Raw genomic sequence first — 18,144 nt, 5'->3', positions numbered from 1 at the left:
AAAGCGCTGCAAGTTACGAAAAACTAATTTAGCCAGTCAACAGGTTTTTCCAAAACAGTCAGTAACCTGGCTTCTTCACTTCCTTCTTCCGGATGATGGTCGTAAACCCATTGCACATGCGGCGGCAAACTCATTAAAATACTTTCGATTCTGCCGTTGGTTTTCAATCCGAATAAGGTGCCTTTGTCGTGAACCAGATTAAATTCTACATAACGGCCACGGCGTATTTCCTGCCAGGTTCTGTTTTCGGCAGTATATTCCAGGTCTTTTCGCTTTTCCACTATAGGCACATAGGCCGATATAAAACTATTACCTACTTCGGTTACAAAATCGTACCAGTTTTCCATAGACATGGATTCGGTTGCTTTGCAATGGTCAAAGAAAAGACCGCCGATACCTCTGGCTTCATTTCGGTGTGCGTTCCAGAAATAGGTGTCACACTGTTGTTTGTATTTTGGGTAGAACTCAGGATTGTGTTTGTCGCAGGCCGTTTTACAGGTCTGGTGAAAATGGATCGCATCTTCTTCAAACAAATAATAAGGCGTCAAGTCCTGTCCGCCACCAAACCATTGGTTGATAACGTTTCCGTCTTTATCATACATTTCAAAGTAGCGCCAGTTCGCATGCACTGTCGGAACCATAGGATTCTTAGGATGGATAACCAGACTTAATCCGCAGGCAAAAAAATCAACATCGCCTACATTAAAGTAAGCCTGCATTGCTTGTGGTAACGGACCATGAACGGCAGAAATATTAACACCACCTTTTTCAAATACATTTCCATTCTCGATTACGCGTGTTCTTCCGCCGCCGCCTTCCGGGCGTTCCCAGATATCCTGGTGAAAAACGGCTTTCCCGTCGGCTTTTTCAAGAGCTGCGGTTATGGTATCCTGAAGATTTTGTATGTAGGTGTAAAATTTCTCTTTCATTTTGTGTATAGGAATTAGAGCTTATAGACGAGCATCAAACCGCCTCTATAAGGAATTAATTCTCCGCTTTTATTGTATTTTTCGGCACCGTCAAGGCGCTCATGTGTTGTCATGGTATAGCCTTTGTAAAAACCTAAATGAGAACCGCCGCCCAGAAATAGCTCCAGGTTAAAACGGTCGCTTAATTTGTACTGGTAACCAACGGTCGCCCCGAACATTACACCAAGACCTTCCTGGTAATAATCGGTATGCCAGTACTCCCATTTCTGGATTTTATACATACTGCCGCCAATGTGGGCACCCACAAAAAAACCGTCATTGATCGCTTTGGTATAATAACGGACTTCCGGAAAAACCAGTACAAATTCCATAGGGCCACCCTTAACCGATTTCCAGAACGATGCCGTAACATCAAACTGAAAGGTCATTTTCGGACCTATTTTTGTTTCGATACCAAAATTAGGAATGGCCGCAAAGGCGGTCACTACATTTCCTTTGATGCTTGTTTGACTGTAAGCAAAGAAGCTTACAAACAGGAATACGAAACAGAGTCTGGTTTTAATGCCCATGGAGGGTTTTATTTTTGGTTATATTCTTTTACGGCTTCGATAAATGCTTTGGCATGATCGACAGGAATATTCGGTAAAATTCCATGCCCTAAATTTACAATATATTTGTCTTTTCCAAACTCATCGATCATTTCGTGTACCATCTTTTTGATCGTTGGAATAGGCGATAACAAACGGGAAGGATCAAAGTTTCCTTGTAACGTAATGTTGCCACCCGTTAAATAACGGGCATTTTTCGGAGAACAGGTCCAGTCTACTCCCAGGGCGGAAGCCTTACTTTTTGACATTTCATTCAGGGCAAACCAGCAACCTTTTCCAAAAACAATCACTTCCGTATGCGGTGCCAGGGCTTCTACAATCTGGTTGATATAGCGCCATGAAAATTCCTGATAATCTGCCGGAGATAACATTCCGCCCCAGCTGTCAAAAACCTGAACGGCATTTACACCGGTTTTTACTTTTTCAATTAAATAAGCAATAGTAGTATCGGTAATTTTCTGCAATAGGGCGTGAGCGGCTTCCGGCTGTGAAAAACAGAATCCTTTAGCAGTATCAAAGCTCTTAGAGCCTTTTCCTTCCACAGCATAGCAGAAAATAGTCCATGGTGAACCGGCAAAACCAATAAGCGGTACTTCGTCATTCAGCATTTCTTTGGTTAACGTAATGGCGTCCATTACATAACCTAAGCTTTCCTGGATATTCGGGATGAATACTTTTTCCACATCGGCAGCGGTACGAATAGGATTCGGAAGGATAGGACCTAAATTATCTTTTAGTTCCACATCAATTCCCATAGCTTGCGGAATAACCAGAATATCGGAAAATAAAATGGCAGCATCCGGTTTTACAATACGAATGGGTTGAACGGTTATTTCAGCAGCTAATTCCGGAGTTTTACAACGGGTGAAAAAATCATATTTGTCCCGTAAAGCTCTGAATTCCGGTAAATATCTCCCGGCCTGACGCATCATCCATACCGGTGGTCTTTCTACAGTTTCTCCTTTTAAGGCTCTTAAAAATAAATCGTTCTTTATCATATTGCTACGTTATTTTGCGGACTTGCTTTTGCGGTGCGAAAAGCAAAATTCCGTTTTATTTTTTTAATCTGAATATATTGACAATTTTGTCGTTGTAAATATTGGTGTCTTCCCATTCCATGCCAATAGCGGTAGCCACTTGTTCGGAAAGCATGTCGGAAGGACTTATTAACGCAATCAGGGAACCGGCTTTAAGGGTTTTGAAAGCATATTCCTTACATTTTAGTGCGGCTTCTTCGGCATATCCTTTATGCTGAAATTTGGGCAATAAGGAAAAAGCCAGCGCAATCTCTGTACTATTATTATAATCGAGAACCAATAAACCACATTGTCCTACAAATGCCTTGGTTTTCTTATCGGTTAAAACATGCATACCGCCCGATTTATTGTCATAGCGGGAAAACTGTTCTTCAAACCACTGTTTGCAGGCTTCTTCCGGTGATAAAGCGGCGTTCCAAAGCTCGCTGCTTTCCGGATCTTTGTAAAAAGCCAGCCAGGTATCAAAATCGGAAGGATTCAGTTTCCGAAAAAGCAAGCGTTCCGTTTCCAGATTTTCTAACAGATAGTCCATGGCGTTATTGCTTATAATGATTAATACATTGAATTATGGTGTTTTCAATTGTGGGCTGATTGGCAATGACAATGTTTTTGGTAATAGTATCAAGTGCTTCTGCAGTAGTGGTACCAATGCAAAAGCAGGTTTCGGCAGTAATGGTATGGTCCTTTAAATAGCTTTCCACACCGGACGGACTGAAAAAAAGGATTCCGTCTGCTTTACTGTTTACTTTATTAGGAGTCAGTATTGTATTGTAAACATTAACTTCTTTTAGCGGAATATTGGCTTCTTTTAAGGCATCCGGTAAAGTGTCTTTACGCAGGTTGCCGCTAAAAAAGGAATAACTGCCTTTGGGATAAACCAGGGTAATGATCTCCGCCAGATCGGAAGCATATCCGGTATAGGCAATTACTTTAAAACCGTTTTCTTCCAATAATGCTTTGGTTTTCAAACCAACGCAAAAAACATCTTTCTGTTTTAGCTCAGCTACTTTAGGGTGTTGTAACACACTGTGAACAGCATTCTGACTGGTGAAAATCAGGTATTCCTGAAGCTGGTTCAGATCAAAAGCAATGGTTTCTGTTTTGATGAAATCGGATTCCACAACCGTGAAACCGGCATTCAGTAAAAATTGCTTCTGATTGGGAAGTAGTTTTTTGGTGGAAAGTATACGTGTCGTATCCGGCATTATTGCTGTAATGTTTTTTTAATGGCAGCCATTAATTCGTTACCGCCATTGTTAAGTATTTCCTGAGCACTGTTTTTCCCAAGATCGTGGTATTCTTTTACAGGAACAGTCGTTTTAATGTCCCGTTTCTCTTTTCCGTCAAGGGAAAATAAAACCCCTTCAAAAGAAATGATATCGTTGGCTATCGTTGCCAATGCGCCGATAGGTGCGGTACAGCCGCCTTCCAGTTCCCGTAGAAACTGGCGTTCAATATGGGTACAGATTTCTGTTTCGCTATGATTTAATTTGGCTACGGCTTCTTGGCAGAAAGTATCATTTTCCATCGCCACAACCACCATGGCGCCCTGTGCAGGTGCAGGAACCATCCAGTCTAAATCGATATAGGTTTCGGGTTTTAAATTGATGCGTTCCAGTCCGGCAGCGGCAAAAACAGCTCCGTTCCAATTGTTGTCCTGGAGTTTTTGCATCCGGGTGTTCACGTTGCCGCGTAAATCGACAACTTCGTGTGACGGGTATTTGTGTAGCCATTGCGCTTTTCGGCGAAGGCTTCCGGTTGCAATGGTTCCGGTACCGTTAAGGAAATCCTGATTTCCTTTGTGTACCAATATATCTAAAGTGTTTGCTCTTTCTAAAACGGCTGCCTGTACAATGCCCTGAGGCAAAGCTGTCGGCACGTCTTTCATGGAGTGAACGGCAATGTCCACTTCCCCTTTAATCATGGCAATGTCCAGTGTTTTGGTGAAAATACCGGTAATGCCCAATTCATATAAAGGTTTGTCAAGAATAATATCGCCGGTCGATTTTACTGCGATGATTGCGGTTGTATATCCTAAATCGTTTAGTCTTTTTTCAACGGTGTGAGCCTGCCATAAAGCGAGTTCGCTGTCACGCGTTCCAATGCGTATTGTTTTATTCATCTTTTGCAGTTTCTATCTGAAAAATTTTCTCAATCCACTCGATACTTTCATCAACCATGGTATTGTTGTCTTTCAGGTGATTGGCAAAATGAGTAGTTATTTTTTGAATGATGCGGGTACTGATGATCTCAGCCTGCTCTTCATCAAAATTGTTTATTTTTTTACGTTGAAAATTCAGTTCACTTTCTTTAATCGTGTTGAGTTTTTCTTTTAACGCATGAATAGTTGGTGCAAATTTCCGGGCTTTTGTCCAGCTGATGTATTCTTCTTTGATCTCTTCAATGATCGCTTCGGCAGCCGGGATGTGTTTTTTTCTGTTTTCCAGTGTTTCATCCGTCATTTGCGAAAGATGATCCATGTGAACCAGACTGATACCTTCCAGCTCTTTTACATTTTCATTTACATTTTTAGGAATAGACAAATCTAAAATCAGCAAAGGCTTTTTAAGATTCAGGATTGCTTTGTCAATGGTTGGATTCTGAGCACCTGTGGCAACGACCAAAACATCGGCTTTTTGAATTTCAAGCTGCAAATCGGCATAATCCTTTACAATCAGGTTAAACTTGCCGGCAATTCTCTCTGCTTTATCTTTGGTCCGGTTAATCAGCGTAATGTGATCGTTTTTAGTGTGCTTTACTAAATTCTCGCAAGTGTTGCGGCCTATTTTCCCGGTTCCGAACAATAAGATATTCTTGTTGCTGATCTCGGGAACATTGTTCATAATATATTGTACCGCTGCAAAAGAAACGGAAGTAGCACCGGAACTGATCTCGGTTTCGTTTTTAATACGCTTGCTGGCCTGAATAACGGCATTTACCAAACGCTCTAAAAAATTATTAACTAGGTTCTGTGCTTTGGAATCAATAAAAGAATTTTTAATCTGACTGATAATTTCGAAATCACCTAAAATCTGGCTGTCCAATCCGGTTCCCACGCGAAACATGTGGTTGATCGCCTCGCTGTTTTTGTAAACATAAGCTACTTTTTGAAAATCTTCAATAGTACCCTGACTGTTTTCACAAAGTAACTTTATTAATTGGAAAGGATGCTGGGCAAAACCGTAAATTTCAGTTCTGTTACAGGTAGAAGTAACGATTAAGGTTTCCAGACCTTCGTTTTTTGCTTGTATCAATAAGTCATTTTTTGCCTGAGTGTCAAGGCTAAACTTTCCTCTTATCTCGGCATCCGCTTTCTTGTAACTCAATCCAACTGCATAAAATGTTGGATGCTTCGATATCGTATTATTTCCCATTCTTTACACTTTAATCTAAAGTTAAACAAAAGTATTACTATCTATACTATAAAAATAACGCTCAAAGGACTTTTTGTATCGCTCCAAGATATTTTAAACTAAAATATGTTTGTCAACATAAATTCTTTTAAATTTGCACTGAAATCAACACCTTACAATTTATTTATTTGGAATTATTCTAAATAAACAAAATAAAAGGCTTTGAAGATACTTACGAAAAAATACCGCTATGGGTTCTCAAGAAGAAATAAAAATTGAAGAAGATTTTTTTTTAATTCGTTTTCAGAATGATACGAATGACGTCGTTAAATTCGAACGTCATGTAGGTATGGGGCTTATTCAGTTTCATTTTGGATTGAAAGGAAAAGCAAAGTTTTTGTTTAATCAGGGAAACTATGCGCTGGATCTGGTAGAAGAAAAATCCTTACTGTTGTACAATCCCCAAAAAGAACTGCCGTTACATTTAACGATTGAACCCCATTCCTGGGTGGTTTCGGTGCTGATTTCCATTAAAAAATTTCATGCCTTGTTTTCTTCCGAAGCAGAATATATCCCGTTTCTGAGTGATGAAAACAGGGATAAAAAATATTATAAGGAAGAAAATATCAGCCCTTCGATGGCTATCGTATTGAATCAGGTTTTCAATTACAACTTAAACGCTTCCATTAAAAACCTGTATTATAAAGGAAAAGGATATGAACTGTTAAGCTTGTTTTTTAACCGTAGTGAAGACCCGGATGCCGAACAATGCCCGTTTTTAATAGACGAAGAAAATGTCTTGAAAATCCGGAAAGCAAAAGATATCGTACTTGCTAATATGGCAGAACCGCCCGGATTGCAGGAATTGGCCGATCAGGTGGGATTAAACCTGAAAAAGCTGAAAATGGGATTCAAGCAGATTTATGGCGATTCGGTATACAGTTTTCTGTTCGACTATAAAATGGAATATGCCCGGAAACTGCTGGACAGCGGTTCCTATAATGTAAATGAAGTAGGTCTGAAAATCGGCTACAGCACAGCAAGCCATTTTATTGCTGCTTTTAAAAAGAAATTCGGTACCACACCAAAAAAATATCTGATGTCTATTAATATAAACTCTTAAAGAGTATCTATTTTAGCTATTGAAGTATTCAAAAAAGAAATTAATATCAACCTGGAAACAAAAAGCAAGTAAATAAATTTGCGAAAAAAATTTATGAAAGGAGTATTGTTAGTAAACTTAGGTTCGCCCGAAAGTCCTGAACCAAAAGATGTAAAGCCATATTTGGATGAGTTCTTAATGGATAAATATGTTATTGATGTCCCTTTTTTATTAAGAGCCTTACTGGTGAGAGGGATTATCTTAAGAAAACGCCCGGAGCGTTCTGCCGAAGCCTATAAAAAAATATGGTGGGAAGAAGGATCTCCTTTAGTGGTAATTTCCAAAAGAGCCCATAAAAAAGTACAGGATAAAGTAGCTGTTCCGGTTGCTTTGGCAATGCGATACGGCAATCCGTCGATCCTGAAAGGATTACAGGAGTTGGCAGACAAAGGGGTTACGGAAGTCATGCTGTTCCCGCTTTATCCGCAGCATGCCATGGCTTCGACCACTACAATTCTGGTCCTGGCGGAAGAACTGCGTCAGAAACATTTCCCACAAATGACGTTTACCATAGTTCCGGCATTTTACAATAAAAAAGACTATATCCAGAACTTGGCCGATTCGATAAAGAAACATCTGGAAGGATTTGAATACGATCATTTGTTATTCTCCTATCACGGTATTCCGGAGCGCCATGTCCGTAAAACAGATGTAACCAAATCACACTGTAAAATAGACGGATCCTGCTGCAATACACCATCACCGGCACATGAATTCTGTTACCGGCACCAGTGTTATGAAACCACGCGTCAGGTAGTGGAACTTTTAAACCTGCCGAAAGAAAAATACAGCCAGACATTTCAGTCCCGTCTTGCAGGGGACAAATGGCTGGAGCCATATACCGATGTTGAAATCAACAAAATGCCGGAAAAAGGCATAAAAAACCTGGCAGTAGTTACGCCGGCATTCGTTTCCGACTGTCTGGAAACATTGGAAGAAATCGCCATGGAAGCCAACCACCAGTTTAAAGAACACGGCGGGGAAAACTTCTTAGCCATCCCGTGTTTGAATGACGATGATAACTGGATTGAAACGATGAGTAACTGGATTAAAGACTGGTCTAAAAACTAATACCTTCTAAATGGAAGAATATTATAATTATATAAAATCCCTGCATCTCATCTTTGTTATAACATGGTTTGCAGGGCTTTTTTATATTGTCCGCCTGTTTGTTTATCATGCGGAAGCAAAAGACAAACCTTCGCCGGAAAAAGAAATTCTGATCAAGCAATACCAGCTGATGTCCTACCGGTTGTGGTATATCATTACCTGGCCGTCGGCAATTTTAGCCAGTATCTTTGCCTTCTGGATGCTGTTTTTTACCACCCTGGGCAATGCATGGCTCAAAATGCCCTGGATGCATGTAAAACTGGGATTCGTTTTCCTGCTTTACCTGTATCATTTAAAATGCCATCAGATTTTTAAGCAATTACAGCGAAATGAAATCCGGCACACCTCCGCTTTTTTCAGAATATGGAACGAAGGAGCCACGATTATACTTTTTGCAGTGGTTTTTTTAGTAATTTTAAAAGATGCCCTGAATTGGATTTACGGCGTAATCGGAATTTTCTTATTTTCGATTCTGCTAATGTTAGGCTACAGGCTTTACAAACGAATCCGGGAAAGAAACCAGTCATAGATGTTTAAAGATTTTAAAATAACCCAATTATCGTTACAGGTCAGGATTTTTTTCTCCATGATTTTCCTTACGCTGATTGCGTCTGTTTTGATCGCTACGGTTTCCATTTACCAGTTCCGTAAAGAAGCCCGTATTTACCATCAGGACCGTCTGGAACGAAAAGAAGATGCCATTACGCAGCACATCAATTATATTCTTTCTACCACGACCTATCCGCTAACCACGGAAAATTTACCGCTTATCTTTAAAGACAAGATCCAGGAATTGGCCAATATTCATGCGCTGGAAATCAATATCCATGATTTGAAAGGAAACCTGCTGATTTCTTCCAAAGGGAATTTTTCAATTGACAGCCTGGCAAGACCCATTTCGCCGATTATCTTAAAAATTATACAGTCGTCTGCAAGCAAACGATTTGTCGACTTGCGCCAGATAGACGGACAGCGCTACCGCTCGTCCTATAGCTATTTAAAAGACACCAAATTCAAGCCGCTCGGGATCTTGAATCTTCCGTATGCCGAAGAAACCAGCTTTTATGAAAATGAAGTAAAAAACTTCCTGATCCGTTTCGGGCAGGTCTATTTTTTTATGTTGCTCACGTCTATCATGCTGGCTTATTTCCTGTCCAGTTATATTACCAAATCACTACAGGCCATCAGTGAACGAATCTACGATACCCGCTTTAATAAAAAGAACGAGAAGATTCCGCTGGAAGCATCCAGCAGCAAAGAGATCAATTCCCTGATTATCGCCTATAACGGAATGGTGGACAAACTGGAAGAAAGTGCCGAGAAGTTGGCGCAAAGCGAAAGAGAACAGGCCTGGCGGGAAATGGCAAAACAGGTGGCGCATGAAATCAAAAATCCGCTAACGCCGATGCGTTTGACCGTACAGAGCTTTCAGCGAAAATTTGACCCGAACGACCCGAATGTAAAACAAAAAGTAGAAGATTATTCCAAGACCCTGATTCAGCAGATTGATACGATGAGTTCGGTAGCCTCTGCTTTTTCCAATTTTGCATCAATGCCGGCACAGCAAAACGAAACGATAAACCTGGTTGCGATCGTACAGCTGGCTTTGGAAATCTTTAATGAATACTATATCTATTTTGAAGCGGATGAAGCGGAGATCATCACAAAAATAGACCGGACACAACTGATCCGGATCATCACCAACCTGGTTAAAAATGCCATTCAGGCAATACCGGAAAATGAGCCGGAACCTAAAATTGAAGTAAAAGTTTACAGGGAAAACAACAATGCTAAAATTATTGTTAAAGACAATGGGGTGGGGATCAGTATGGAAAATAAAAATCGTATTTTCGAACCGAAATTTACCACCAAAACCAGCGGTATGGGATTGGGATTGGGAATCATTAAAAATATTGTAGAAAATTATCACGGCACCATTACGTTTCAGAGCGAGAAAGGAAATGGAACAACATTTTTGGTGACGCTGCCTATAATCAACACATAAACATTACAACATCATGAACTACGAAAACATTTTAATTGAAAAAGAAAATGGGATAGCGGTTATTACCATTAACCGTCCTACCAAACTGAATGCCCTTAACAAAGCTACAATTGAAGAGCTGCACAAAGCTTTCAGAACAGAAAACGACGACAAATCGGTAAAAGTGATTATCATTACAGGAAGCGGGGAAAAAGCATTTGTAGCCGGAGCGGATATTTCAGAGTTTGCAAACTTTTCAATTAAAGAAGGAGGAAGACTGGCAGCACAGGGACAGGAAATGCTTTTCGATTTTGTTCAGAATTTAGAGACTCCGGTTATTGCAGCCGTTAACGGATTTGCTTTAGGCGGCGGATTGGAACTGGCTATGGCCGCACATTTCAGAGTAGCTTCAGAGAATGCCAAAATGGGATTGCCGGAAGTTTCCTTAGGAGTAATTCCGGGTTATGGCGGAACACAGCGTTTGCCGCAATTAATCGGAAAAGGACGTGCGATGGAAATGATCATGACCGCCGGAATGATTGATGCACAAACAGCATTAAACTACGGATTGGTAAACCATGTGGTAACGCAGGAAGAATTACTGGATTTTGTAAAAGGAATTGCCGGTAAGATCACCAAAAATTCGAGTGTTGCTATCGGAAAAGCGATCCAGTCTGTTAATGCCAATTATGAAGAAGGCGTAAACGGGTATCATACAGAGATCCGTTCTTTCGGAGAATGTTTCGGAACAGAAGATTTTAAAGAAGGAACAACAGCATTTCTTGAAAAAAGAAAAGCCGTATTTCCGGGAAAATAAAAAGGAAATACCAGAAAGCAAAAGTCCTTATCCAAATCGATAAGGACTTTTTTTATTTTTTAGAGACATAATCTTTTATCGGAATATCTTTAATGATCACATCCGATAAAACCGCCTGGCCGTCTTTTATATGTACCAGTGCATACGTGGGATAGGTAATCGTGTCGTTTTGCTGTTCCCGGTAAGCGACTTCCGCATCATAGGCCTTGCCTTCTTCCATATAATAGGTGTTGAACGGTAAATTAAAATAAACCTTTCCTCCAAAGGCATAGTTCACTTTGGCAACCACAAAGTCGTCTTTGGTATCGTTCCGTTTTACTTTGGAAACGCTTTTAATGGCCGCAAATCCCTTTTGATCCCGGGTCAGATACAGGTATATTTTATCGGAACCTTCCCAGATGCTGTCCGTCGAAGGAAATGAATTCAGGTTGTAATTCAGGGAAATATACTTGCCAACAAAAGGATTGTTAGGGTCAACGGGAGCCGTTTTGAATTTGTAGACCGTTCCGTTTTTAAGGATTTCCTGATTCTTAAAAATCATAGACGCCGGGACAATGATTTGTACCAAAGCCACCAGACCAAAAAGCAGTAATAAATGTTTGGTTTTCATAAGAGCCTATTTTTTGGTTTTCTGTAATAAGAGATAATTTGCCGAGAAAAAACCGGCACCTATGAGTATAAACAGCAGGCCTCTGATAATAAAAGACATATTGGTGTCGAAGAAGCGGCAGATAATCAGTGTGGTAATAATTAATAAACCGTAATTCAGGATGGTGAAATTGAATCGGGTTGCCCCTATTTTTACCATATAGGCGCCCATTAGCAGCACTAAAAGATTGGTCAGCACAATTCCTGCAATTGAGTGGGCCAGTCCTAAAAGGAAAATGCCGCTAAAAACCAGGAAAATAAGTTGGAATCCGTTGACCTCTTTATAAGATTTTTGTTGTTTTACGGTTAGCCAGAGTACGCCGGCAGCGGCACATTGCAGCATTACTAACAGTCCGAAATCCTTATAGTTAAAATCTTTTTCAAAATAATAATTTGTCCAAAACCATTTCGAACTCAAAACGATAGCCAGTATAGTCGTTCCGATGGTTCCGATCAGCAGGTAGCCGTTTTTAATAAAGCTGTGCGCTTTGAGAAAGGACAGTTTGCCGGTATTGTAAAACAAACCGAATAAAGTTATGTACATTAAAAAGCCCAGCTGGGAAGAACTGCTGAAAAAAGTTCCTAATGTTATCGTAAAACTGAATGGCAGGAGCCAATGAAATACAGCGGTGATATTTCCTCCGGCATGCTCTTTACACAGCTGATAATAATGCGGAAGGAACAAAAGGATAAAAACCAGATAAAACCACGGATACGATCCGTCACTATAGCCGGCCACCGCGCCGTAGTAGGTGGTGAAAACCAGATGCAGCAAGGCTAAAGCATTGGATTTTAAAAGATAAATCAGCGGCAGGCAAAGCAATGTCCAGGTGAAGAGATAGTTGCCCAAATCCCCCGGAATATGATAGATCTGGCTAATCAGCGCAATGGCGGTGCCGACTGAAAAGAAAAGAAAGGTTCCGGTTATTTCTTTCCAGACAGCACTTTTCTTTTGCAGGATCGCATAGCCGGTAAAAAACTGGCTGATCAGTAATGGCAAAAAGGCTAGGAATACTTTGACTCCTTTGGGAAAATTATCCCAGTTGTGCGCAAAAATCAGGATGATGCCTAAGCCAACCAGAATAGCACCCAGAACGCCAAAAATGGTCAAAAGGCTATTGGTTTTAGTATCCGGTCTGGATTGATAATAGTGTTCAATGGCTTGGGCGGTTTCGGGAGTGATAACCTGTTCCCGCACTAATTTCGGAAGCTCTTTCAGGATTTTGGAACTCATAACAGCTTGGATTTACTACTAAAATACGTTTTTAATCGGAATGTTATTGCTTTACAGGCCGGAATGAATACCATTAGTTTTCGCTTTCGGCTAATTTTAAATCACGGGTATTTTTCTGAACCGTAATTGCTGCGAACAAACTCAGTACAAATGCCATTCCAAAAAAGCCTTTTTCGCTTAATAGTAAATCGGCATTCCACAAACCGATGATTAAGAGGGTGATGGAAGCGATCATCGAAAACCAGCTGATGCCATAATAAATTTCGGTAACCGGGATGCCTTCCATTTTATCACGGACACTTTTCTGAACGGAGATAACCGAGAACAAACCGAAAAGCAGTATCGTAAAATAATATCCTTTTTCGTTCAATTGCATTGTAGCGTTAAAAAGTCCGATGCAGAATGAAACGATGCCGGTCAATAAAACGATCCACGAAGCGCCAACGAACGCATTACTGGGTTTTTGCAGCGAAGGTTTCGTTTCCTTGTTGTGTTGTTTTGTTGCGGTTTCCACTGTTGCTGATGTTTTGAAATTTTCCATAATTATTTTGTTTTTGATAAGGCAAAATTCAGGCAAAAAAGAAAATGTAAAAAATCAATATTTATAAAAAACTGACGATATAAATTCTATTTAATATCTTTAGTGTCTAAAAAAAGTAAAGCGATGAATGCGGTTTCCGGAATTATAAATATTCTTTCAAATACTGAAAAGGAAGAATTTATTGGCTATCTGAAAAAGAAAAACAAACGACATGATACTAAAAATATACAGCTTTTCAGTTTGTTAAAAACTGACGATATAAAAAAGGAAATAGTTGCAAAAGAAAACAAACAGGCGTTGTATGCATTGCGCAAACGGTTGTATCAGAACCTGATTGAATTTATTGGCAACAAGCGTTTTGAAAGCGATACTTCAGAAGAAAGGGTTATTGTTAGGCTTATTATTGTTTGCCGGGTATTTTTTGAGCACAAACAATATAAGGCGGCTTTTAAGACCTTGCGGATGGCAGAAGAAAAAGCGTTGCAGCTGGAGCGTTTTAACCTACTGAACGAGATCTATCATACGCATATTGAATATGCCCATCTGGATGAAAAAATAACCTTTCCGGAACTGACGGAAAAATACCGGATCAACCAGCAAAAGTTTTTGCAGGAAGAACAGCTCAATCTGGGATATGCCTTGCTGCGTCATGAGTTGGCTAAAATCAGGGAAGGAGCAGCGGGCTTCGATTTTCAGCAAACGATTTTAAAAACCATTGAGCAGTACAATATTTCACTCAAAGAAATACTGACGTTTAAATCGCTCTACCAGATTTTGTTCATTGCTAATGAATATGCGGCATTGCATAACAATTACCATCAGATTGAACGTTTTGTCGACAAGAGTTATCGTTTTATTTTAACCAAAAAGGAACTGGCAGACAAGCATCTTTTTTACCACATTCACATCCTGTATTTTATGGCAAATGTGCTTTTCAGGAACAAAAAGTTTGAAACATCCAAAGCCTATCTCGACAGAATGGAAACAGAAATGGGTAAGCAGGACAAGGCATACTACCAGCGATTTTACCTTCGGTTAATGCTGCTGCGGTGTCTTAATGAGAACTATTCCGGTAAAGCGGCTGTGGCCATATCGCTGGCAGAACTGGTGTTAAAGGAAACCCGGCATGCGGAAGTTTCGGAAATACTTGATCTGGAGTTAAGCCTGGCGGTGTTTTATTTTCAGCAGCACGATTTAAAAAAAGTACAGCAGCTGTTAAAAGGATTCGGGCATACGGATGCCTGGTATGAGAAAAAACAGGGTGTGGAATGGGCCATTAAAAAGAACCTGATCGAGATCCTGCTTCACATCGAACTGAAAAATATTGATTATGTGTTCTCCCGGTTGAGCAGTTTTAAAAGACGGTATAAAAAATACCTGACGGATGTAAAAGAAGAGCGCGTCCTGATTTTTCTGTCATTAGTAGAAAAATACCTGAACGCGCCCGAATATTTTGTTTCAGCAGCATTTAAAAAGCTGGTGGAGGAATCGTTTCAATGGAAGACCTACCAGGAAGAAGACCTTTTTGTTATGAGCTTCTATGCCTGGCTAAAGGCTAAGATTGAAAAAAGGAACATTTATGACGTTACGTTACAACTGGTCCAAACGGTTTAGCTTATTTTTCACCATCCCATTCCGCATAAAACTGGGAAAGGAAATTTTCCATATAATGATGGCGTTCTGTGGCAATTTTCTTTCCGGTTTCGGTATTCATGCGGTCTTTTAAAAGCAACAGTTTTTCATAGAAATGATTAATTGTAGGCGCTTCGGTTTTTTTGTATTCTTCTTTAGACATGTTGAGGTTCACCGGAATATTCGGATTGTGAAGGGCTCTGTTTTTAAAGCCGCCGTAGTTAAAAGCGCGGGCAATACCAATAGCGCCAATAGCATCCAGCCTGTCGGCATCCTGAACGATATCCAGTTCTCTGGAATGGAATTTCTTTTCGAAATTACCGCCTTTAAAAGAAATATTCTCAATGATCCCGATCACATGCTGTATGATGTCTTCAGGGGCATTCTCGCCTTCCAGGAAAGCTCTGGCTACTTTAGGGCCTACCGTTTCATCGCCATTGTGGAACTTGCTGTCGGCTACATCATGCAGTAAAGCACCCAGTTTAACAACGGTAAGGTCGCAGGTTTCGCCCTGTGCGATCAGTAAGGCATTTTTATATACCCGCTCGATATGAAACCAGTCGTGTCCGCCTTCGGCATCTTCCAGTTGTTTTTTTACAAAAAGAATAGTATTGTCAATTAAACTCATAAAGGAATAAAAGTTAAAAATCCTTTCGGTGAGGAAAGGATTTTAGATTACATTATTTTATTAAAGCCGGCTGAACCCATTTGAATACATGAGATTCCGGTGATACCACCATTCGCTCTGCTATTCGGGTCATTCTTCCCGGTAGTTTTGTCAGATAATCACGGGCTTTTTCAGCCTCATCGGTCAAGCCGGTAATTTTTTCCAGTTCCCATTTGTCAATCAGTTTCTGCAGGATATCAACATAATCCATAGCGGTATAAACACCGATACGTTGTGCCGATTCGGAGAATTGCTCGAAAGCAGTTCCGATACGCTCGCCCGATTCACGGATCAAATGCGCCGGCATGGTGATTTTTTGTTTCATCATGTATTGGAATGCCAGCATCATTTCGCTTGGATCAACCTTGAAAATACGGTTTACGAATTCACTGTAGGCATGGTGGTGACGCATTTCGTCTCCGGCAATCATTTTACAGATTTTCGATAATTTATGATCTCCGAATTTTTTAGCAATCTGCGCTACGCGATTGTGGGAAACATAGGTCGCCAATTCCTGAAAACTGGTAAAAACAAAGTTCTTATAAGGATCTCTGTCGGTTCCCGGATCAAAACCGTCTGTTATTAAATGCTGCGTGGTAATTTCTACTTCGCGCATGTTAACACGGCCGGATAAATACAGGTATTTGTTTAATAAGTCACCGTGGCGGTTCTCTTCTCCTGTCCAGTGGCGCAACCATTTTGACCATCCGTTGTCCGGATGCTGTGAAACGCCTTCCACATCCATTAACCACGATTCATAAGTGGGTAACGCTTCTTCGGTAATTGTATCGCCTACTAAAACTACCCAGAAATCATACGGTAATTCTTTTGCGATTTCTCTCAACTCTTTTACTTCTTCGAAGAAATTCTCTTCTTCCGAATTGGGCAGCATATCCGAAGGCTGCCATATCTTTTCAATCGGAATCAGATATTGCTCGACGAAATGATCGATGTTTTTTTCCAGAAATTGCATCACTTCCAGACGCACATTTTTTATTGACATAATCTTAATTTTTTATTCCCTGAACCACTGCATTTTCTGTCTTTTCCATTATCTCTTGGAAGGAATGGTCTTTCACGGCTATGGGTTCGTGAATGGTGAATTTTAATTTATTTCCTAATCCCATTGGAAAGGCTCCGAACCGGACCATTTTCCAGGAGTTGTTTATCGATATCGGAACAATATATGCCGATGGGGCATATTTGCATAGAATTTTTAATCCGTTTTCCGAGAACCGTTTCGGTACACCGGTTTTGCTTCTGGTTCCTTCCGGAAAAATAACCGCAGCGCGCTGGTGTTTTTGTATATAATCTGCCAGGCTTTTAATAGTCGGCAGGGCTTGTTTCGGGTCTTTTCTATCTATTAAAACGGAACCGCCGTGTCTTAAATTGTATGAAACACTGGGAATTCCTTTTCCTAATTCTTTTTTACTCACAAATTTGGGATGCGAACGGCGAAGATACCATATAATTCCTACGATATCATACATACTTTGGTGGTTGGCAACAAAAATAACCGGAACATTGGCCGGAATACGCTCTTTATGCTCAAACGTATAGGTGGTTCCCAGCAGATTTGTACACTTGACCAATAAAAAATTCAAATAATCCACACTCTTTTTATGTGCCTGATAACCAAAAAGATTAAGACAGATCCACTGTATAGGGTGGAAAATCACTAAGCACAATCCAAAAAACAGATAGTAAATAACGGATAATGGATATGAAATAATTTTTTGCATTACTGGAGTTATTTCGGGCAAAGATAATTCAATAAATAAAAAAACCACGCTTTAACGTGGTTTCTATTATTTTGTCTAACAAAATTAACAGTATTCGTTATAAGCGTCTTTCAGGTTTTCTGCGATTAATTCCGCAGGACGACCTTCAATATGATGGCGCTCTAACATGTGAACCAATTCTCCGTTTTTAAACAAAGCCATACTTGGCGATGATGGCGGGAATGGGAACATGTGCTGGCGTGCAGCATCAACAGCATCTTTATCAACACCTGCAAAAACCGTGATTAACTGATCTGGTTTTTTACCGTTGTCAAGGCTCATTTTTGCTCCCGGACGTGCATTTCTTGCCGCACAACCGCAAACCGAATTTACAACCACTAAAGTTGTTCCTTCTTTTGATAAAGCATTATCAACAGCTTCTGCACTATATAATTCCTGAAAACCAACGTCGGATAATTCGGCACGCATTGGTTTTACCATTTCTTCTGGATACATAACAATTTATTTGATAGTTAGACCACAAAGTTACAAAGTTTTACTATTTTTTAAATCGTTGGAATCATAAAGATTTGTTATTGTATAATAACGGTTTTCTTTTCTTCGCTGTAAACGGGATGGTTTTTCGCAACCGGCACAGTGTGCGCAAGGAAGAAAGGTGCTGGAATAAAATAAAGAAGGTC

Annotated in this window: 20 protein-coding genes; 6 read left to right on the top strand and 14 right to left on the bottom strand. The window is 40.2% G+C overall.

The features are described 5' to 3' along the window. Positions 1 to 23 precede the first annotated feature (23 nt). The 7 genes from hemF to hemA are packed head-to-tail and all read right to left on the bottom strand — an operon-like array spanning position 24 to position 5,948. The gene (hemF, locus tag HW120_RS03005) at positions 24 to 929 is read right to left on the bottom strand and encodes an oxygen-dependent coproporphyrinogen oxidase (RefSeq protein WP_177730682.1); all 906 of its coding nucleotides are present in this window, start codon (positions 927 to 929) and stop codon (positions 24 to 26) included. A 14-nt stretch (positions 930 to 943) separates the two neighbouring features. Then, a complete protein-coding gene (locus HW120_RS03000) occupies positions 944 to 1,498 on the bottom strand; it encodes a DUF3575 domain-containing protein (RefSeq protein ID WP_177730680.1) in 555 nt (184 codons plus the stop codon). 8 nt (positions 1,499 to 1,506) lie between these two features. Continuing rightward, the gene (hemE, locus tag HW120_RS02995) at positions 1,507 to 2,535 is read right to left on the bottom strand and encodes a uroporphyrinogen decarboxylase (protein WP_177730678.1); all 1,029 of its coding nucleotides are present in this window, start codon (positions 2,533 to 2,535) and stop codon (positions 1,507 to 1,509) included. Between the two features lie 55 nt (positions 2,536 to 2,590). After that, positions 2,591 to 3,106, bottom strand: a complete 516-nt coding sequence (locus HW120_RS02990) for a GNAT family N-acetyltransferase (protein ID WP_177730676.1) — start codon at positions 3,104 to 3,106, stop codon at positions 2,591 to 2,593. Positions 3,107 to 3,110: 4 nt separating this feature from the next. Beyond that, positions 3,111 to 3,779 (bottom strand): uroporphyrinogen-III synthase, encoded by a 669-nt coding sequence (locus tag HW120_RS02985; protein ID WP_177730674.1) that lies wholly within the window; start codon positions 3,777 to 3,779, stop codon positions 3,111 to 3,113. Then, the gene (gene hemC, locus HW120_RS02980; protein ID WP_177730672.1) at positions 3,779 to 4,696 is read right to left on the bottom strand and encodes a hydroxymethylbilane synthase; all 918 of its coding nucleotides are present in this window, start codon (positions 4,694 to 4,696) and stop codon (positions 3,779 to 3,781) included. Before hemC ends, HW120_RS02985 begins: the two co-directional genes overlap by 1 nt. Next, positions 4,689 to 5,948 carry a glutamyl-tRNA reductase gene (gene hemA, locus HW120_RS02975; RefSeq protein ID WP_177730670.1) on the bottom strand — a complete coding sequence of 420 codons (1,260 nt, stop codon included), beginning with the start codon at positions 5,946 to 5,948 and terminating at the stop codon, positions 4,689 to 4,691. Before hemA ends, hemC begins: the two co-directional genes overlap by 8 nt. Positions 5,949 to 6,177: 229 nt before the next feature. Here hemA and HW120_RS02970 point away from each other — a divergent pair, with 229 nt between their 5' ends. From HW120_RS02970 to HW120_RS02950, 5 genes are all read left to right on the top strand, one after another. Further along, positions 6,178 to 7,050, top strand: a complete 873-nt coding sequence (locus tag HW120_RS02970) for an AraC family transcriptional regulator (protein WP_177730669.1) — start codon at positions 6,178 to 6,180, stop codon at positions 7,048 to 7,050. A 93-nt stretch (positions 7,051 to 7,143) separates the two neighbouring features. Further along, positions 7,144 to 8,160 (top strand): ferrochelatase, encoded by a 1,017-nt coding sequence (gene hemH, locus HW120_RS02965; protein ID WP_177730667.1) that lies wholly within the window; start codon positions 7,144 to 7,146, stop codon positions 8,158 to 8,160. Positions 8,161 to 8,170: 10 nt separating this feature from the next. After that, positions 8,171 to 8,728 carry a CopD family protein gene (locus tag HW120_RS02960; RefSeq protein ID WP_177730664.1) on the top strand — a complete coding sequence of 186 codons (558 nt, stop codon included), beginning with the start codon at positions 8,171 to 8,173 and terminating at the stop codon, positions 8,726 to 8,728. Next, positions 8,729 to 10,204: a sensor histidine kinase gene (locus tag HW120_RS02955; RefSeq protein WP_394353033.1), complete on the top strand. Its 1,476-nt coding sequence runs from the start codon at positions 8,729 to 8,731 to the stop codon at positions 10,202 to 10,204. Between the two features lie 13 nt (positions 10,205 to 10,217). After that, positions 10,218 to 11,000, top strand: a complete 783-nt coding sequence (locus tag HW120_RS02950) for an enoyl-CoA hydratase/isomerase family protein (protein ID WP_177730662.1) — start codon at positions 10,218 to 10,220, stop codon at positions 10,998 to 11,000. Between the two features lie 52 nt (positions 11,001 to 11,052). Here the strand turns inward: HW120_RS02950 and HW120_RS02945 are convergent, their stop codons facing one another. The 3 genes from HW120_RS02945 to yiaA all read right to left on the bottom strand — a co-directional run bounded on the left by HW120_RS02945 (position 11,053) and on the right by yiaA (position 13,423). Continuing rightward, positions 11,053 to 11,610 (bottom strand): GDYXXLXY domain-containing protein, encoded by a 558-nt coding sequence (locus HW120_RS02945; RefSeq protein ID WP_177730660.1) that lies wholly within the window; start codon positions 11,608 to 11,610, stop codon positions 11,053 to 11,055. Between the two features lie 6 nt (positions 11,611 to 11,616). Then, positions 11,617 to 12,882, bottom strand: coding sequence for a DUF2157 domain-containing protein (locus HW120_RS02940; protein WP_177730658.1), 1,266 nt, complete (start codon positions 12,880 to 12,882; stop codon positions 11,617 to 11,619). Positions 12,883 to 12,955: 73 nt separating this feature from the next. Next, the gene (gene yiaA / locus HW120_RS02935; protein ID WP_177730656.1) at positions 12,956 to 13,423 is read right to left on the bottom strand and encodes an inner membrane protein YiaA; all 468 of its coding nucleotides are present in this window, start codon (positions 13,421 to 13,423) and stop codon (positions 12,956 to 12,958) included. A 102-nt stretch (positions 13,424 to 13,525) separates the two neighbouring features. Here yiaA and HW120_RS02930 point away from each other — a divergent pair, with 102 nt between their 5' ends. Then, positions 13,526 to 15,037, top strand: a complete 1,512-nt coding sequence (locus HW120_RS02930; RefSeq protein WP_177730655.1) for a hypothetical protein — start codon at positions 13,526 to 13,528, stop codon at positions 15,035 to 15,037. Position 15,038: 1 nt separating this feature from the next. On the opposite strand, the gene HW120_RS02925 is transcribed toward HW120_RS02930, so the two are convergent. The 4 genes from HW120_RS02925 to HW120_RS02910 all read right to left on the bottom strand — a co-directional run bounded on the left by HW120_RS02925 (position 15,039) and on the right by HW120_RS02910 (position 17,959). After that, positions 15,039 to 15,683 (bottom strand): HD domain-containing protein, encoded by a 645-nt coding sequence (locus HW120_RS02925; RefSeq protein ID WP_177730653.1) that lies wholly within the window; start codon positions 15,681 to 15,683, stop codon positions 15,039 to 15,041. Between the two features lie 52 nt (positions 15,684 to 15,735). Next, complete coding sequence (locus HW120_RS02920) at positions 15,736 to 16,725, bottom strand: acyl-ACP desaturase (RefSeq protein ID WP_177730651.1); 990 nt, start codon at positions 16,723 to 16,725, stop codon at positions 15,736 to 15,738. A gap of 4 nt (positions 16,726 to 16,729) precedes the next feature. Further along, positions 16,730 to 17,464: a lysophospholipid acyltransferase family protein gene (locus HW120_RS02915; protein ID WP_177730649.1), complete on the bottom strand. Its 735-nt coding sequence runs from the start codon at positions 17,462 to 17,464 to the stop codon at positions 16,730 to 16,732. A gap of 84 nt (positions 17,465 to 17,548) precedes the next feature. Further along, positions 17,549 to 17,959 (bottom strand): BrxA/BrxB family bacilliredoxin, encoded by a 411-nt coding sequence (locus HW120_RS02910; RefSeq protein WP_177730647.1) that lies wholly within the window; start codon positions 17,957 to 17,959, stop codon positions 17,549 to 17,551. Positions 17,960 to 18,144: the final 185 nt, after the last annotated feature.

The organism is Flavobacterium inviolabile, from assembly GCF_013389455.1.
Lineage (GTDB): Bacteria > Bacteroidota > Bacteroidia > Flavobacteriales > Flavobacteriaceae > Flavobacterium > Flavobacterium inviolabile.
Note: the sequence above shows the minus strand (reverse complement) of the source record. Positions and strands in the feature narration are given on the sequence as shown.

Bases quoted from the DNA above. Each gene is read 5' to 3' on its own strand.
- hemH (WP_177730667.1), top strand. From the start codon at position 7,144: ATGAAAGGAGTATTGTTAGTAAACTTAGGTTCGCCCGAAAGTCCTGAA.
- HW120_RS02990 (WP_177730676.1), bottom strand. From the start codon at position 3,106: ATGGACTATCTGTTAGAAAATCTGGAAACGGAACGCTTGCTTTTTCGG.
- HW120_RS02945 (WP_177730660.1), bottom strand. From the start codon at position 11,610: ATGAAAACCAAACATTTATTACTGCTTTTTGGTCTGGTGGCTTTGGTA.
- HW120_RS02955 (WP_394353033.1), top strand. From the start codon at position 8,729: ATGTTTAAAGATTTTAAAATAACCCAATTATCGTTACAGGTCAGGATT.
- HW120_RS02950 (WP_177730662.1), top strand. From the start codon at position 10,218: ATGAACTACGAAAACATTTTAATTGAAAAAGAAAATGGGATAGCGGTT.
- HW120_RS02970 (WP_177730669.1), top strand. From the start codon at position 6,178: ATGGGTTCTCAAGAAGAAATAAAAATTGAAGAAGATTTTTTTTTAATT.
- HW120_RS02985 (WP_177730674.1), bottom strand. From the start codon at position 3,779: ATGCCGGATACGACACGTATACTTTCCACCAAAAAACTACTTCCCAAT.
- HW120_RS03000 (WP_177730680.1), bottom strand. From the start codon at position 1,498: ATGGGCATTAAAACCAGACTCTGTTTCGTATTCCTGTTTGTAAGCTTC.
- hemC (WP_177730672.1), bottom strand. From the start codon at position 4,696: ATGAATAAAACAATACGCATTGGAACGCGTGACAGCGAACTCGCTTTA.
- HW120_RS02915 (WP_177730649.1), bottom strand. From the start codon at position 17,464: ATGCAAAAAATTATTTCATATCCATTATCCGTTATTTACTATCTGTTT.
- HW120_RS02960 (WP_177730664.1), top strand. From the start codon at position 8,171: ATGGAAGAATATTATAATTATATAAAATCCCTGCATCTCATCTTTGTT.
- HW120_RS02940 (WP_177730658.1), bottom strand. From the start codon at position 12,882: ATGAGTTCCAAAATCCTGAAAGAGCTTCCGAAATTAGTGCGGGAACAG.
- hemF (WP_177730682.1), bottom strand. From the start codon at position 929: ATGAAAGAGAAATTTTACACCTACATACAAAATCTTCAGGATACCATA.
- HW120_RS02925 (WP_177730653.1), bottom strand. From the start codon at position 15,683: ATGAGTTTAATTGACAATACTATTCTTTTTGTAAAAAAACAACTGGAA.
- hemA (WP_177730670.1), bottom strand. From the start codon at position 5,948: ATGGGAAATAATACGATATCGAAGCATCCAACATTTTATGCAGTTGGA.
- HW120_RS02920 (WP_177730651.1), bottom strand. From the start codon at position 16,725: ATGTCAATAAAAAATGTGCGTCTGGAAGTGATGCAATTTCTGGAAAAA.
- HW120_RS02910 (WP_177730647.1), bottom strand. From the start codon at position 17,959: ATGTATCCAGAAGAAATGGTAAAACCAATGCGTGCCGAATTATCCGAC.
- hemE (WP_177730678.1), bottom strand. From the start codon at position 2,535: ATGATAAAGAACGATTTATTTTTAAGAGCCTTAAAAGGAGAAACTGTA.
- yiaA (WP_177730656.1), bottom strand. From the start codon at position 13,423: ATGGAAAATTTCAAAACATCAGCAACAGTGGAAACCGCAACAAAACAA.